This window comes from Geobacter sp. DSM 9736, assembly GCF_900187405.1.
Classification (GTDB): domain Bacteria; phylum Desulfobacterota; class Desulfuromonadia; order Geobacterales; family Geobacteraceae; genus DSM-9736.
Genome location: NZ_LT896716.1, coordinates 2,130,203 through 2,145,907, shown reverse-complemented (window position 1 = coordinate 2,145,907; position 15,705 = coordinate 2,130,203). Strand labels below are relative to the sequence as shown.

At 58.6% G+C, this 15,705-nt stretch carries 8 protein-coding genes; 7 read left to right on the top strand and 1 reads right to left on the bottom strand.

The window, feature by feature from the left end; all coding sequences use genetic code 11:
* Positions 1 to 13 precede the first annotated feature (13 nt).
* The 7 genes from CFB04_RS09720 (at position 14) to CFB04_RS09690 (ending at position 14,581) form a co-directional block, all read left to right on the top strand.
* The gene (locus CFB04_RS09720; RefSeq protein WP_088535084.1) at positions 14 to 1,735 is read left to right on the top strand and encodes a methyl-accepting chemotaxis protein; all 1,722 of its coding nucleotides are present in this window, start codon (positions 14 to 16) and stop codon (positions 1,733 to 1,735) included.
* 185 nt (positions 1,736 to 1,920) lie between these two features.
* Positions 1,921 to 3,519 carry a methyl-accepting chemotaxis protein gene (locus CFB04_RS09715; protein WP_088535083.1) on the top strand — a complete coding sequence of 533 codons (1,599 nt, stop codon included), beginning with the start codon at positions 1,921 to 1,923 and terminating at the stop codon, positions 3,517 to 3,519.
* Positions 3,520 to 3,693: 174 nt separating this feature from the next.
* A complete protein-coding gene (locus tag CFB04_RS09710; protein WP_172825473.1) occupies positions 3,694 to 7,245 on the top strand; it encodes a DUF748 domain-containing protein in 3,552 nt (1,183 codons plus the stop codon).
* Positions 7,246 to 7,672: 427 nt separating this feature from the next.
* The gene (locus CFB04_RS09705) at positions 7,673 to 9,322 is read left to right on the top strand and encodes a methyl-accepting chemotaxis protein (protein ID WP_088535081.1); all 1,650 of its coding nucleotides are present in this window, start codon (positions 7,673 to 7,675) and stop codon (positions 9,320 to 9,322) included.
* A gap of 223 nt (positions 9,323 to 9,545) precedes the next feature.
* Complete coding sequence (locus CFB04_RS09700; protein ID WP_157698767.1) at positions 9,546 to 11,594, top strand: methyl-accepting chemotaxis protein; 2,049 nt, start codon at positions 9,546 to 9,548, stop codon at positions 11,592 to 11,594.
* Positions 11,595 to 11,738: 144 nt separating this feature from the next.
* Positions 11,739 to 12,548: a substrate-binding domain-containing protein gene (locus CFB04_RS09695; protein ID WP_088535079.1), complete on the top strand. Its 810-nt coding sequence runs from the start codon at positions 11,739 to 11,741 to the stop codon at positions 12,546 to 12,548.
* An 11-nt stretch (positions 12,549 to 12,559) separates the two neighbouring features.
* Positions 12,560 to 14,581: a methyl-accepting chemotaxis protein gene (locus CFB04_RS09690; protein WP_088535078.1), complete on the top strand. Its 2,022-nt coding sequence runs from the start codon at positions 12,560 to 12,562 to the stop codon at positions 14,579 to 14,581.
* A 90-nt stretch (positions 14,582 to 14,671) separates the two neighbouring features.
* Here the strand turns inward: CFB04_RS09690 and hpnH are convergent, their stop codons facing one another.
* Positions 14,672 to 15,670: an adenosyl-hopene transferase HpnH gene (hpnH, locus tag CFB04_RS09685; RefSeq protein ID WP_088535077.1), complete on the bottom strand. Its 999-nt coding sequence runs from the start codon at positions 15,668 to 15,670 to the stop codon at positions 14,672 to 14,674.
* Positions 15,671 to 15,705 lie beyond the last annotated feature (35 nt).

The window sequence follows — 15,705 nt, the reverse complement described above, 5'->3', positions numbered from 1 at the left end:
CGAAGGGGGAAACATGAACGCATTTGGAAACATGAAGATCGGGACGAGGCTGATGGCCGGCTTCGCGGCGGTGCTGCTCTTTCTGCTGGCCGTCGGCTGCGTGGGGTACTGGGCGGTCGGCAAGATGGACAGGCTCCTTGAAGAATCGATCAACACCGACGCCAAGATCGTCGAGTTCAGCCAGCGGCTCAGGGCCAACATCAACCAGCTCCGCCGTTACGAGAAGGACGCCTTCATCAATATCCAGGATGCCGAGAAGGTGGCCGACTACCGGAAGAAGTGGAGTGAGACCCTGGAGCGGGGGCAGGAACGCCTCAACGGCATCAGCAAGATCCTTGCTGGAATCACCGATTCGGACGTGAGCAAGGACAGGGAGACAATCGCTTCCCTCAGAAAGGACTTGGACGGATACGCTGCGGGGTTTAACGGTGTCTGCGATAAGATAGCGGCCGGCGCCATCACGACCACTGCCGATGCAAACAAGGCCATAGGGCAGTTCAAGGATGAAACGCACCGTGCGGAGACGGGCATAGCTGACTATGCGAAGGTTGCGGACCAGCGCCTTGCAGATATGGAAAAACAGGCGAACAAGCTCGTTGACAGGATCAAGGCGATCCTGGTGGCGGTAATGGCGGCAGCGTTGCTTCTGGCGATCGGGATAGCGGTGACGCTCACCCGCAGCATCACCAGGCCCCTTTCGGAGGCGGTCACCGCCGCCAACTCCATTGCCGAGGGTGACCTGACCGTCAATGTGGAAACCAGCGGCCGTGACGAGACCGCCCAGCTTCTGGCCGCCATGCGGCAGATGGTGACGAAGCTCAAGGACGTTGTGGCGGAGGTGAAGGGAGCCGCGGACAATGTCGCCTCGGGAAGCCAGCAGCTCTCAAGCGGGGCGGAGGAGATGTCCCAGGGGGCTACCGAGCAGGCGGCGGCAGCGGAAGAGGCCTCCTCTTCCATGGAGGAGATGTCTTCCAATATCAGGCAGAACGCCGAAAACGCACACCAGACGGAAAAAATGGCAGTCAAATCCGCCGACGACGCGAAGAAAGGTGGCGTGGCGGTTGAAGAGACCGTGCACGCGATGAAGCTCATTGCCGACAAGATCTCCATCATCGAGGAGATTGCCCGCCAGACTAACCTGCTTGCTCTCAATGCCGCGATAGAGGCCGCACGGGCCGGCGAACACGGCAAAGGGTTCGCAGTCGTCGCTTCGGAAGTGCGGAAGCTCGCTGAGCGGAGCCAGAAGGCTGCCGCCGAGATAAGCGAGCTCTCCGCGAGCTCGGTTGAAGTCGCGGAGACCGCCGGTGAGCTGCTGGCGAAGATGGTTCCGGACATTCAGAAAACGTCCGAACTCGTGCAGGAGATCAGTGCGGCGAGCCGCGAGCAGGACACTGGGGCGGAGCAGATCAACAAGGCGATCCAGCAGCTCGACCAGGTGATACAGCAGAATGCTTCCGCCGCAGAGGAGATGTCTTCCACCGCCGAGGAACTCTCCTCCCAGGCGGAACAGCTCCAGGCTTCCATCGCTTTCTTCAAGGTGGACACAAGCACTTCGGTTCGTAGAGCTACAGGAGAATCGCTCCAGGCTAGAGTGAAGACGCTCAGGAAGCCGGCAGCCTCGGCCCCGCAGAATCAGGTTCCGAAAGAGAGGAAGGTTGCCCGCGCCGCAGTCAATGGGGGGGCTGCATTCGACCTGGGGGACGATGCAATGGACACTGACTTCGAGAAATTCTGACCGGTCAGGTCATATCCGCAGCAGATGGGGCAGGCTGATAAAGTCTGCCCCATTTTTGCGTGCCGAGCTGGGGAAAGTATTAATATACAGCTATATGCTAATAACTTAAGTAAAGGTTGACGGCTCCGATAAATGGTATACGCGAAAGATTTCTCATTTTTATTATCTTATGCAGGAGGCGCGGAATGAAGAGCATCGGAGGAAAGCTTTACGGAATAATCGGGGTGTCTCTGGCGGCGCTGCTGGTGGCCACAGCGGTTGCCTGTTACACGAGCATGTCGACGAGGCATGGGTATGAAGACCTTATCGAGACTGATATTGCTCAGATGTCCGCAGCCGACTCTGCCGAAAACGAGCTGGGGCTGGCCGTCCAGGCATACAAGAATTATCTGCTCCGCAAGGATGAGAAGTATGTCGAGGAGTTCCGCAGGGCAAACGGTGCTATTGAGGGGCATCTGAAAGCGTATCAGAAGACCGCGGAGGGTGAGGAGCAAAAAGCCGCCGTCAAGGCCGCTTTCGCAGCACAGGAGAAGTACCGTGATTCCATTCAACCTCTTGTGGAAGCCAGGAGCGCCAGCGACGACATTGCCGCAGTCGACAAGTCGCTCAAGGGGGCGGACAATGAACTGCGGGAGCAGCTGAAGAAGCTTGATGAGCTATCGGCCGCTCATGCGAAGGAGACGCGACAGGAGATGCACAGTCTGTCCCAGAACCTGCTTTTTCTCCAGATCGGCATAGCCTTTCTCGCCGCCTTGCTTGTGGCGGCGGTATCGTTCCTGATCGTTCGCGGTATCACTAAAGCAGTAAAGAACGTTGGTACGGTCATCGATTGGGTGGCGGGTGGAGACCTGTCGGCAAAAGTGAGGATTACGACCAACGATGAACTTGGCACCATGGGTCAGAACTTCAACAGGATGCTCGACACCCTCAACGGGATGATGTCGAGCATTATCGAGATGGCCTCGCAGGTGGCCGCGTCCGCAAGCCAGCTGAACTCGACTGCGGAGCAGATGGCGACCCAGACGGAAGAGGTGGCATCCCAGGTAGGCACGGTAGCGACGGCAGGAGAGGAAATGGCGGCTACCTCAGGCGAGATTGCGCAGAACTGCACCATGGCAGCCGAGGGAGCGCACAGGGCTAATGATTTTGCCCAGAGCGGTTCATCAATCGTGCAGGAGACGGTAGAGGGGATGTCGCGGATTGCCGGATGCGTCAAGGCTTCCGCCGACACTGTTGAAAACCTCGGTGCAAGGTCGGACCAGATCGGCGCCATCATCGGCACCATAGAAGATATCGCGGATCAGACCAACCTTCTGGCGCTGAACGCCGCTATCGAGGCGGCACGGGCCGGCGAGCAGGGACGCGGCTTCGCCGTCGTGGCCGACGAGGTTCGCGCGCTGGCAGAACGTACGACGAAAGCGACGCGGGAGATCGGCGAAATGATCAAGGCGATCCAGGGTGAGACGAAGAACGCCGTGGCCGCGATGGGGGAAGGTGTTCTGGAGGTCGAGAAGGGGACCGCAGGCGCCGCTCAGTCGGGGAATGCCCTCGACGACATCCTCGCCCAGATCAACGAGGTCGTTTCCCAGGTAAGCCAGATCGCCACCGCCGCAGAGCAGCAGACCTCCACCACCACCGAGATCAGCGGGAACATTCAGCAGATCACCGAGGTCATCTACCAGACGGCGAAGGGTGCCCAGGAATCGGCGGCTGCAGCCAGCCAGCTGAACAGCATCGCCGAAGAGCTGCGACGGTTGACCGGCAAGTTCAAGTTAGCGGCGTAGGTCACCCAATAGACCTCCAGCGGGGCACACGTCCATTGCCCCGCTTCTTTCTCTCTCCATCCCCTTTTTGACAAAGCCCTCCTTATCGGCAACAATTTGGCTGTGAAGCCTCTGTGATTGCAGGACCAGTTAAAATTGACCTGCCGCTTGGTGATGACGGGGGAGGAGTGGGTGATGAAACGATGGCAGCGGGTGAGTTGCGCGCTCCTCGTTCTGCTCGGGATAGTCGTCCTGCTGGCGGCCCTGGCGGGCCCGATGCTGATCAGGAACGGGACGATCAGACGGGTGGAGGAAGCTACCGGAAGGAAACTCACCATCGGCAGCGTCGCCGTAAACCCCTTCACCCTGAGCGCCAGATACCAGGATGTTCGGCTGGCAGAGAAGGAGGGGCCCGGAACCTTCCTCTCCTTCAGCAGCGCACGAATCTCCCTCAGCCCCCGCTCACTGATAAAGGGCGCTCCGATAGTCTCCAGCCTGGCCGTGGACTCGCCCCGTCTCTCCATTGAACGCACCGCCGCCAACAGGTACAGCTTTTCAGACATCCTGGAGCGACGGGAGGATGGGGAGCCAGGCGCGAAAACACCGCGCAGCGCCGGGGAGAGTGCCCGCTTCTCCATCAACAACATTACCGTAAGGCGGGGGATCGTCTCATTCACCGACCGCGGCCTACCAGCCCCCAAACGCCATACCCTCTCAAGCCTATCCATCGACATCCCCTTTATCAGCACCATGCCGTACATGGCGGACCGGTACGTCACACCGCGCTTCGCCGGACTGCTCAACGGTGCTCCCGTGGGGCTGGCGGGAAGGCTGAAAATATTTCCTTCCCTTGCTGAAGCTTCCGTGGCGGTCAACCTGCGGGACATGTCGCTGCCGCATTATGCCGCCTACCTCCCCGCGAAGCTCCCCTTTACTCTGGATGGAGGGGCTCTCTCCACGGCGGCAGAGATCCGCTACCGTGTCGGCGCCAGGAGCAGGCCCGAGCTTTCCCTTTCGGGCACCGCCACTCTTGCCGGCGCCAGGATAAGGGAGGCGGGGGGAGCTCCGCTGGCGGCGCTTGGCAAGGGGACTATAGCGGTAAAGGAAGCTAACCTGTTCGGGAAGAGCTATGACCTCTCCTCGCTGGATCTTCAGGGGCTGGAGCTGCACCTGAAGAGGAGCCGGGAGGGGCGATGGAACGTGGTGCGCCTCAAGAAAGAAGCAGACCGCATCGGAGAAGAGGAGAAGGGGGCGAAAAGGGAGGCACGGCTCCGGGTCCTGTCTGCGCGCCTTCGCGACGGCCGCCTGTTTTTTGACGACCGGAAGCCGAGCCGCCCGTTCGAGACGAGGCTCGACGGCATCAGCGTCGACCTCACCGGATACTCTTCCGATGGGAGTTCCCCTGCGCGCTTCGCTCTTTCCTGCACTTCGAAGCTGAAGGAGACGCTTGCCGCAGAGGGGACAATTACCTCGGCTCCAGTGACGGCCGCTCTTTCCGTCACGCTGAACGACCTTCCGCTGGCCCGTTACTACCCCTATATGGCCGAGTATCTTACGGCGCCGGTGAAGGGCACCGTCTCGATGAGGGGGGAGGTGTCGTACGATATCCGGGAAGGCCTTCGGATCGGGAAGGGGGAACTTGACGCTTCTTCCCTGTCAGCCGTTTTCGGGCCGGGGGAGGGACTCAAGCTTCAGAGCGCGGTGGCCAGGGGCGCGCGGTTCGACCTCTCCCGGCGCAAGCTGGATATCGAACGGATAGGAGTGCGCGGGAGCGATCTCAGTTTTTCGCGGGACGAATCCGGAAATCTCTCGCCGCTGCGGCTGCTGCGAAAAGAACCGCAAACGTCCGGAGATGCGCGGACCCAGGCGGCTCAGAAGGGGAAAAAGCCTTTCAGTGCGAGCATCGGCACCATTAACGGAGAAAAGATAGGCGTGCGCTTCCGTGACAGTACGGGGGAAGGGAGACGCGATTTCGCGCTCCGGCAAGGGAGATTCATGCTGAAGAATGTCAGCATCCCCTCCCGCACCAAGGTCGCCTTCAGCTTCTCTTCCTCCTACGGGAAAGGGGGCAGGCTTAAGGCTTCCGGGGAATACCTGCCGGAGCCCGCGGGCATCAGCGGAACATTCGAAGCGAAGGGGTTACCTCTTGTCGAGGCTGCTTCCTACCTTCCGGAAAACATAGAGGTAGAGGTGGCCGATGGAAGTCTCGATGCCACTGGACGGGTAAACCTTGCCCGGAGGGAGGGGAGTTGGGGGGGGAGTTTCGGGGGAGCCGCCGTTATCCGCTCCTTCCACTGTCTCGACGCGTCGGGGGAGGATCTGCTGACCTGGGAGAACCTTCAGCTCGATGGGATCAGCGGCACCCTTTCCCCCTTCACGCTTCTCATCGACGATGTGGTCCTGAATCACTACTTTTCGAAGATAGTTGTCCGAAAGGATGGAAGCCTGAATGTTCAAAACCTGCGAAGCGCTCCCGTGGGGGAGGCGGCAGGCACGGCTACCTCCGGTGCAGGAGGAGGCGGCCGGAGGGGAGAGCCGGCACCTAGTATGGCAGTGGGACGTATGGTCATGCAGGATGGCGTGCTCGACTTCTCGGATCTTCATCTGCGACGCCCCTATTCCGCTACGCTTTTCAATCTGGGGGGGAGGGTGAGCGGGCTTAACTCCGACCCGGCCAGCCGCGCCGAAGTCGATCTCCGGGGTAATCTGGAGAACCAGTCTCCGCTCCGTATAACAGGGCAGATCAATCCGCTGCGGGGGGATCTCTTTGCGGACCTGAAGGTGGAGTTTTCGGACATAGAGCTGCCCCCCCTCACCCCCTATTCCGCGACCTACCTCGGCTACAACCTCGATAGGGGAAGGCTCTTTCTCAACCTGCAGTACCGGATCGACAACAAGCGGCTCGAATCGAGCAACAACGTCCTGCTGGACGAACTGGTGCTGGGGAAGGAGGTCCCGAGCGAACGTGCCACGAGCCTCCCCGTAAAGCTCGCCATCGCCCTGCTCAAGGACAGAAAGGGAGAGATTCACCTCAACCTGCCCGTTTCCGGGAGGACCGACGATCCCCAGTTCAGCTTCTGGAATGTAGTGGTCGGCATGGTGAAGAATCTGGCGCTTAAAGCGGCAAGATCCCCCTTCACGCTTCTTCAGTCGATGTTCGGCGGCAAGGGAGATTTCAGCAACGTCTCCTTCGGCTACGGCACGTCGTTTATCGGCAAGGAGGAGCGGGAGAAGCTGGAGAGGCTTGCTACAGCTCTTCGGGAGCGCCCTGCACTCAATGTGGAAGTCACAGGCTACGTCGATCGGGAGCATGACGCCGAAGGAATCCGCCGGGAGCACCTGGACAGGAAGATGAGGAGCGAGAAGCTCCGGCAGCTTGTTGAAGCGGGGAAAGCAGGCTCCGGAGACTCTCCCGACAGCGTCCGCATCCCTGAAGAGGAGTACGGAAAGTACCTGGAACGCGTCTACCGCGCCGAGGAGTTCCCCAAACCCCGGACCATCATCGGCACGATAAAGGACCTCCCCGAGGCCGAGATGACGAAGCTGATCCTCGCCAACACCGTGGTGGGGACGAAGGACCTTCAGGCACTGGCCGCCGCCCGGGCGGAGACGGTGCGCGATTACCTCGTGGGGAGGGGGAAAGTCGATCCGGCGCGCGTGCAGGTCCGCAAGGGAGATATTTTCAAGGAGCCGGCCGGGGAGAAAGAGATGCCGAGTCGCGTCGAGTTGACGCCGGTGGCAGATTAGTGGTCGGGTTCGCTGAGCCGCAGCCACCTTGCTTTGGCATTACCAAGAAACACCGGGTGAGGAGAGTGTAAAAAAAATTACGTACTCGTCTTCTTGGCCCCCGCCTCGTTAAAGCCCTTCCGCAAGCTCTTCGCATTATCCCGCCTTCTAGTGTGTAAACTTTTTTTACTCTTTGCTTAAGTCATCGCGTAGCGGTACCGAAAAATTTTTCACTGCATCAGATGTAAGAAACACGTATCGCTTTTGTAGCTTTTTTGTCCGATGCGGATCCTTGAACAATGGCAGTGACTATCACTGCAACGCAAGCTGCCAAGTAGCATGCTGAGGATCGCGCTCGAAGCCTTTAACTTTCACAAGGAGTACGGCTGCCGCTAGACCTCAAGAGTGTGCGAAGGGATTCCTTGGTTATCCATGACAGGAGAAATCTATGAAGCTGAGTATCAAGTCCAAACTGATTGCGGTCGTAACAATGTTCGTGCTTCTTCTAGTAGTGGTGGGCGCTCTCGGCCTCCGGGGAATGAAACTCAGCAATGAAGCTCTTGAGGCAATGTATAACGAGGAGCTGACTTCTGCCATCGAATTCGGAAAGATCATGGGACTCATGCGCGACAACCGGGTGCAGCTCCTGCTCTCCCTGCAGCATGACGAGCGGATGGAGACGAGCAAGCTCCATGACCATCCCTTGAACACGCACACCGAGAAGGTGATGCAGAACATCGAGGAGATCAACAGGTTGTGGGCGGAGTACTCCAAGTTACCCAAATCGGAGGAAGAGCAGAAGCTTGCCGAGGAGTTCAAGGCGAGCAGAGAGCGGTTCGTTCAGGAAGGCCTTCTTCCGACCAGGGCGGCGATTATTGAAGGGCGTTACGATGATGGTGTCAGGCTGACCCTCGCAAAGATAAATCCTCTCTTCGTCAGCGCCAATGAAGGGCTCGAAAAGCTCCTGAAGAACAAGCAGGAGAGTGCGCGGCGTGAATTTGCCGCTGCGGAATCGCACTATCGTTCGATGCTGCTGGCGATCGTTACAGGCATTGTCGTGGCCTCGCTTGCCGGCGCGACGATCAGCTTCTTCATCGTCAGATCCCTCATTCGCAGTACAAAGAGCCTGGCGGACGCTTCAGCTTCCATCGCCGCCGGCGATCTAGCGGCTCGCGCTTCAGTGGACTCACAGGATGAAATGGGAGAGATAGCCGGTTCATTCAATGACATGGCCGGAGCCTTCGCAGGAGTGATCGGTAAAATAAAGGTCAGTGCGGAAAAGGTTGCGGCTGCGGCGAGCCAGCTTTCTTCGAGCGCCGAAAAGATGGCGACGGGGGCTGAAGAAGTGGCTGCACAGGCGGGCACCGTGGCGACGGCCGGAGAAGAGATGGCGGCTACTTCACAGGAGATCGCACATAACTGCGGACTGGCCGCAGAGGGATCTCAGCGATCCGATAGCGCCGCAACAAGCGGCGCAGCCGTCGTGAAGGAAACGGTGAATCTGATGGATCGAATCGCACGGCGAGTCAAGGATTCAGCACAGACAGTCGACAGTCTCGGTACCCGTTCCGACCAGATCGGCGTCATTGTCGGCACCATAGAGGATATTGCCGATCAGACGAACCTGCTGGCCCTCAATGCGGCCATTGAAGCTGCACGGGCCGGGGAGCAGGGACGAGGGTTCGCCGTAGTTGCCGACGAGGTCCGGGCGCTTGCAGAACGGACGACGAAGGCCACCAAGGAAATAAGTGAGATGATCAAGGCGATTCAGCAGGAAACAAAAGGTGCCGTAGCCGCCATGAACGAAGGAGTGAAGGACGTTGAGCGGGGAACCGAGGAGGCGGCAAAATCCGGAGTTGCACTCCAGGATATCCTCGAGCAGATAAACTCGGTTACGATACAGGTGAGCCAGATCGCCACTGCAGCGGAGCAGCAGACGGCGACCACCGGCGAAATCAGCAACAACATGCAGCAGATAACCGCTGTGGTGCAGGAAACGGCCAGGGGAGCGCAGGAATCGGCCAGTGCAGCGCAGCAGCTTGCCGGCCTCGCTGAGGAGTTGCAGTCTGTCGTCGGGAAGTTCAGGCTTTCAGCCTAGGCACTCTCTTTCATTCTGAGATTCGGTTTCATTTCACCGGGGGGTGTGGAAAACCCACTCCCTTTTTCTTTGGCGTCATGCCGAGATTTCTTATTGGTGGTGCTGTAAATATTTCTTTTCACCCTAAAGCTTCCCTGCCTGCAGCCGATCAATCAAATCAGTTTAGTATCAAAAATAGAACAACGTGTCTCAGATGCGTAACAACGGACAAGGAGGCCAGCGCATGCAGTTTTTCCGTTCTCTCTCCCTCGGTAACAAACTTCTGGTGATCATCCTTCCATTCATTCTGGTCTGCTTCGCTCTCTTGGGGATGCTTGCCACCCACAAGGCAAAGGATGCGCTGCGGGAGGAGACGGTCCGGCAGCTCCAGGGTACGGTCACTTCACTCAGCCAGATGGTCTCCATTGCCCACGAATCGACGGTTAGGGACGTGGACGTCAAGATGGCGGGTCTCCTCCAACATTATCGAGGGAGCTTTTCCCTCGATACGAGCCGCACGGTCCGTATGGGGGATCTCGATACGCCGCTCCTCAGGTTGGACGGAGCACAGGTAAATGACAGCTACCGTCACGTCGATGACTTCAGCGCCCAGAACACCGGGTCGGTGGCGACAGTGTTCGTACGCAGCGGGAGCGACTTCATCAGGATCGCCACCTCCCTGAAGAAGGAGGACGGAGCACGCGCGGTCGGCACTCCCCTCGGCAGTTCCCATCCCGCATATGAACCGCTCATGAGGGGTGAGGCATATCACGGCAAGGCGAAGCTGTTCGGGCACTACTACATGACCAAATACCTGCCGATCCGGGATGCCGGCAATGTGGTAGTCGGCGCCCTTTTTGTGGGAAACAACATCGACGCGGTGGTGGAGAAGCTCACGAAAACCTTTTCCTCCATCAAGGTCGGTGACAGCGGATATGTCTATGTGCTGGACAGCGGGGGGACCAAGTCGAGAGGCGAGTTCGCCATACACCCGGACTCGAAAAACATAGGCAAGAATGTCCTCGATTTCAAGGATACGCAGGGAAAGCCCTTCTTCAGGGAGATGCTGGATGCCCGGACTGGCTATCTTACCTACTGGTGGAAGAACAGCGGCGAGTCCGCCGAGCGGGAGAAATTCGCGATCTTCGCGACGGCAGCGGAGTGGGACTGGCTCATCGCGTGCAGCGGCTATACGAGTGAACTCTACGCCGCCGCCGGAAGCATCCAGCGTTACATTCTCGGTGCTTCTCTCCTCTGCGGCGTCATCCTCGGCATACTCATCATGGGTGCCATCAGAAAGTTCCTGGCGCCGCTCAAGGAAACAGCCGTCATTATTGAACGGATAGCCGAAGGGGATCTGACGGTGCACCCGCCTCAGGGTGGTCGTGACGAAATAGGGGAGATGCAGAACGCCTGCCGCCGGATGGTAGCGCGGCTGAACGAGATCATGCGCAAAACCGCCGAGAACGCGGGGCAGGTATCCGCCGCCGCCGACCAGCTGAGGGTCACTTCCGAGCAGATGGCGACGGGGACGGAGGAGGTGGCGGCCCAGACGGGAGCTGTCGCCACGGCAAGCGAAGAGATGTCGGCAACCAGCACCGACATCGCACGCAGCTGCAGCAATGCGGCAGATGCCGCCGACAGGTCGAACGATTCGGCATGCAACGGCGCCAGGGTCGTGCAGGAAACCATACTAGGCATGAACTCAATCGCGGAGCAGGTCCGGGAAACCTCCCGGAGCATCGGTGCGCTGGGGGCGCGGTCGGAGCAGATAGGGCACATCGTCGGCACCATTGAGGACATCGCGGACCAGACCAATCTGCTTGCTCTCAACGCGGCCATAGAAGCAGCCCGTGCCGGAGAGCAGGGGCGCGGTTTCGCCGTCGTAGCGGACGAGGTACGGGCCCTTGCGGAGCGCACCACGCGGGCGACCAAAGAGATCGGGGAGATGATCGTAGAGATACAGAATGAGACCCGAAAAGCGGTGAGCGCCATGGAAAGCGGCGTCCAGGAGGCGGAGAAGGGGGCCGCATCCGCGTTGAAATCGGGAGAAGCGCTGGAGGAGATACTCTCCCGTATCAATGAGGTTTCGATGCAGGTAAGCCAGATAGCCACCGCAGCGGAGCAGCAGACGGCTACGACCAGCGAGGTCGCCACCAACATCCTTCAGATAACGGAGGTGGTGCAGCAGTCGGCACGGGGGGCTCAGGAATCCGCCGGTGCAGCCCAGCAGCTTGCGGGTCTCGCGGATGAGTTGCAGGGCATAGTCGGGCAGTTCCGGCTTGCGGTGTAGTCGAAGGGACTGCCTCACTCACATAAATGAAGTCTTTTCCACCACGGGTATCGGAAGGCCGGAAGGCCTCGGATTCATGAATATCCTAAAGTGATCGAGCATCTGCACGATAAGCTACTGTAACCCTCAGGTAAGGAGTTCCGAGTGAAAGTTGGCGTTCTGATTGCTTTATTGATTTCAATTTCCGCTGCCGGCAACGCAGGGGCGGAAACGATCCGGATAGGCGGTTCAGGCGGAATGATTCCACTGGTCACCGACCTCGCGAAAGCCTACATGAAGAAAAATCCAGGCGATAGTGTCGAGGTTAACCAGAAGTCGCTGGGGCAACCGGGGGGGATCATCGCCCTGATGAACGGGGGAGTCGACATAGCCATGTCCGCCACCGATCTGACGCCGGAGCAGAAGGCGCTTCCCGTGCTGCCGCTGGAAATCGCTAGGACCGCCGCCATCATAGCGGTGAACTCTTCCGTGCCGGTCAGGCAGCTGTCGAGCCGGCAGCTGTGCGACATCTACACGGGAAAGATCACAAACTGGAAGCAGCTTTCGGGGCCGGATGCCCGGATTCTTCCCCTGACCCGCCCCGAAAGCGATTCGACAAAGGCCGCGCTGCGAAGGGGGATAGAGTGTTTCAGCGACCTGAAAGAGTCGGGGGAGGTGGTGTCGCTGCCCAAGACGGCCGACATGCTCGCTGCGCTCTTGACGAAGCCGAATGCCATCGGGTTCATTGAAGCCGATGCCATAGTCCACAGCGGAGGCAAGGTGAAGGCGTTAATCCTTGACGGCAAGAATGCGGAAGCGTCCATCAGGAACTGGCCCCTCATCCAGCATCTCAACCTGGTGCTGGGGAAGAACCGTGGCGAGGGGGTGAAAAGATTCCTTTCTTTCATCAAATCCCCCCAGGGGCAGGCCATTATACGAAAATCCAAGGCGGTACCCGCCGATTTCAACTTTTGAAAAGATGATGCATGCTTAAGGCGACCCTATCGCAAAAATTCATTCTGCAGGTCCTGCTCGTCCTGTTTCTCGGACAGTTCGTCATTCTGTTTTCTTCCTACCGGCATGACAAAGGGGAGATGGAGGAGGGAACTCGCCAGAAGGCGCTCCTCAGCGCAAAGCTCCTCTCGACCACTTCCGCCACCGCTCTTTCCACATTCGATTTTACCTACCTCGGGATGGTGATGGACGAGGTCGTGAAGGACGAGGACGTTTCGGAGGTTTCACTTCACGACGCGAACAACATACAGGTCTTCAAAAAAAAGAACCCGGTTGCCTCTTTGAAAACAGGGATTATAGAACTGCCGGTGAGGTCCGGAGTGGATGTGGTCGGGAAGCTGGTTCTTCGCTATAGCCTCGACCCTTCGATGGAGAAGGTGTTCCACCATCTGATCACCACTCTCGTATTGCAGATAGTGGTTTTCGTGGTTCTCGGCCTGCTCATCTACTACTTCTTCAACCGTGACGTGGGGAGACGGATCTCCGTCATCAGCGGATGTCTCGACCGGATAACCGAGGGGGACCTTACGCAGCGGGTCCAGTTCCGGCAGCAGGATGAAATATCCCTGATCGCCAACGGCCTCAATTTCCTGGTGGAGCGGCTCGCTTCCAACATAAGCAGGATCAAGTCTCTGTCCGGGAGCGTGGCCAGCACCTCCATCCGTCTTACCGGCAACTTCCAGGCCGTGGAAGAAAGGCTAATCCGCCAGCACGAATCGACGGAACAGATATCGATGGCGGTTCAGGATGCCTCGGCTTCGCAGATACACATCATCGAGAACAGTAACAGCCTTCTCGATCTTTCCAACGAGAACACCCTCTCCCTTTCCGAGATAGGGGGCGCTTCGGCGGAGATAGCCGTCGAGGTCGACAGTCTGAACGTAAATGCGGCCACCTATCAGAAGACGGTTGTGGAGCTCGGCCTTTCGGCGCGTAATGTGGCGGTAGTGGCGGCGAAGGCGTCGCGGGCGGTGGAGGATGCTTCATCCTCCGTGGAAAGCGCCAGCACGTCCGTCAGGGAGATAGAGACGGTCGTGAAGGAATCGAGCGAACTGAGCGCCCATACGACCCGGGTAATTTCCGAAAAGGGTATGGGTGCGGTGTCAGAGGTCATGACCAGCATGCACAGGATCGAACACCTGGTCGATGCCCTTACCTCTTCCATTTCACGGCTGGGGAACAAGTCGAAGGACATAGCCGGCATTGTCCTGGTGATCCGGCAGATTACCGACCAGACGAAGCTCCTTGCTCTCAACGCCTCCATCATAGCAGCCCAGGCTGGGGAGCATGGAAAAAGCTTTGCCGTGGTGGCCAACGAGATGAAGAATTTTTCCGACAGGACTGCCGACTTCACCAGGGACATTGAGGATATCATCATCTCCATTCAGCACGAAATAGGCAGCGCGGTACAGGAAACGAAACAGACCTCGGAGATCGTCCACGAGGGGGGGCGGGTGGCGGCCAAGGCCGGTGGAGCGCTGGAGGAAATCCTGGAGAGTTCGAGGAGATCGACCGAAATGGTCGAACGGATCGAGCAGGCGACCGCCGACCAGAGCAGGAGTCTCGAACAGATCCTGATGGCGATCAGGGAACTGCAGAAGGTGAACGCCGCCCTCAATGATGCGACGGTTGATCAGGAGGCCGGTACGGCACGTCTGATCGAAGGGATCGGCACGATAAACGAAGCGATCGAGAAAACGCGGCGGGCCACCGAGGAGCAGGCGTCTACTATCGACTCGATTGTCGGCAACCTGGGGGTTGCCAATGAAAAGACCGCCGAAATTGTGTCGGCCTCATCCGAGCAGCAGGCGGTCAACGACGCGATCCGTTCGTCTCTGGAGCAGGTTGTGCAGGTGAATGTGAGCACTCTGGCCGAGTTGCGGGGAGCTTCCGCTGCCATTACGGAAATCAGCGATGAGATCGGTCTGCTGCACAAGGAGATAAAAATGTTCAGGACTGTTGAAGATGCAGTCCCCAACCCTTCGGCGGTGTGAGCCTCCGCCCCCGCGGGCGCAGCCGAAACGAGAAAAGCCGGAGCATCGATGGATGCCCCGGCTTTTTTACTTCATGGAACCCGCTTTTGACTAAGTCAGGTTCCACACCACCATTTCCCAGATATCCTTCCAGCTTTTCCCTATCTCGTTCACAACCGTCGGCTCGAAACCGCAGTGCATCATGCACTGCGCGCAGCGCTCGTCCTTGCCCACGCCGTACCGGCTCCAGTCGGTCTTCTCCATCATATCCCGGAAGGTCGGGTAATGTCCGTCGGTGATGAGGTAGCAGGGGGCTTTCCAGCCGCGCGGATTGCGGGTCGGGTTCCCCCACGGGGTGCATTCCAGCTTCTTTTCCCCCTTGAGGAACCTGAGGTACATGGGGGTGGAAAAGAAGCGGAACCGCTTGCTCATTTCATACACTTCCTCGAACTTTTTTTCGATCTCGCGACGCTCCAGGAATAACTTCTCTCCCACAGCCTCGTAACCGAAGCCGGGTGCCACGAGGAGACCGTCCACCCCCAGATCCTGCAGGTAGGAGAAGAGCATTTCGATCTCCAGAAGGTTCGTCTCCTTGAAGATCGTCGTGTTCGTACAGACCCGAAAGCCGAGCTGTTTCGCCTTCCGGATACCTTCGATGGCCGTTTTGAAGGTCCCCTTCCGTTCCAGGATCCTGTCGTGGGTCTCTTCCATGCCGTCCATATGGACGTTGAGCGTGAAGTTGGGGTGGGGGCGCATCCGGTCGAGGGCTTTCTCCAGCAGAAGGCCATTGGTGCAGAGGTAGATGTGCTTGCCCCGCTTGAGCACTTCCTCGATGAGTTCGTAAACGGGCGGGTAGAGAAAGGGCTCGCCGCCGGTGATGGTGACGACGGGGGCGGGGCACTCGTCAACCGACTTCAGGCACTCTTCGAGGCTCATCATTTCCTGGATAGTATCGGCATATTCGCGGATGCGCCCGCAGCCGGAACATGCCAGGTTGCACAGGTGCGTCGGCTCCAGCATCAGAACGAGGGGGGCCTTCTCTATCTTCTTCATCTTGCAATGGACGATGTATTTTGTCAGATCGTAATTCAGTCGCCAGGGAAAACGCATGCAGTCTTTCTTTCCTTTCGTATCGGTACATCGAC